Below are 614 nucleotides of genomic sequence, written 5' to 3'. Positions count from 1 at the left end.
CGAGCTCGAGGACGCGATCGACGTCGAGGACGACCATGAGCTGGCCGTCGAGGCGATGGACGCCGCCGGCGAGCTTGGCCATGCGGGGGTCGAGGTTGACGGGATTTTCTTCCATGCCGGCTTCGGGCAGGCGCAGCACCTCGCCGATCTGGTCGATCAGGAGGCCATAGGATTCGCCGCGGAGGTCAACGCCGACCGCCATCGGCACCTTGCCGTCCTCGGGCTGCGGCAGGCCGAGGCGGGCGCGCATGTCGACCACGGTGACGATGCGGCCGCGCAGATTGAGCACGCCCGCGATCTCGCGCGAGGACAAGGGCACGCGGGTGACGCGCTCGGGCATGAACACGTCCTGGACGCGGGAGATCGGCAGGCCGAACAGCTGGCCGCCGATCATCGCGGTGACGTATTCGACCATGGCGCCTTCGCCCACTTGCGTCTTCTTGTTCATCTGCTTCTCCTGATCCCTGTCCTGCCCTTACGCCGCTGCCCGGTTCAGCTCGGAGGCGCCGGCGGCACCCGCGGTCTGCTCCTTCAGCGCCGCGATCAGACCGGGACGGTCGAACTTGGCGACATAGTCGTGGAAGCCGGCCTGACGGCCGCGCTCGATCGCCGCC

At 68.7% G+C, this 614-nt stretch carries 1 protein-coding gene; it reads right to left on the bottom strand.

Features of this window, described 5'->3' with window-relative positions; genetic code table 11:
- Positions 1-448, bottom strand: a 448-nt coding sequence (locus IC66_RS0142405; protein WP_038951401.1) for a chemotaxis protein CheW, incomplete at its 3' end; no start/stop codon positions are given.
- Positions 449-614 lie beyond the last annotated feature (166 nt).

The organism is Bradyrhizobium genomosp. III, assembly GCF_000261705.1.
GTDB lineage: Bacteria > Pseudomonadota > Alphaproteobacteria > Rhizobiales > Xanthobacteraceae > Bradyrhizobium > Bradyrhizobium ottawaense.
This window is presented reverse-complemented; position numbering and strand designations above follow the sequence as displayed.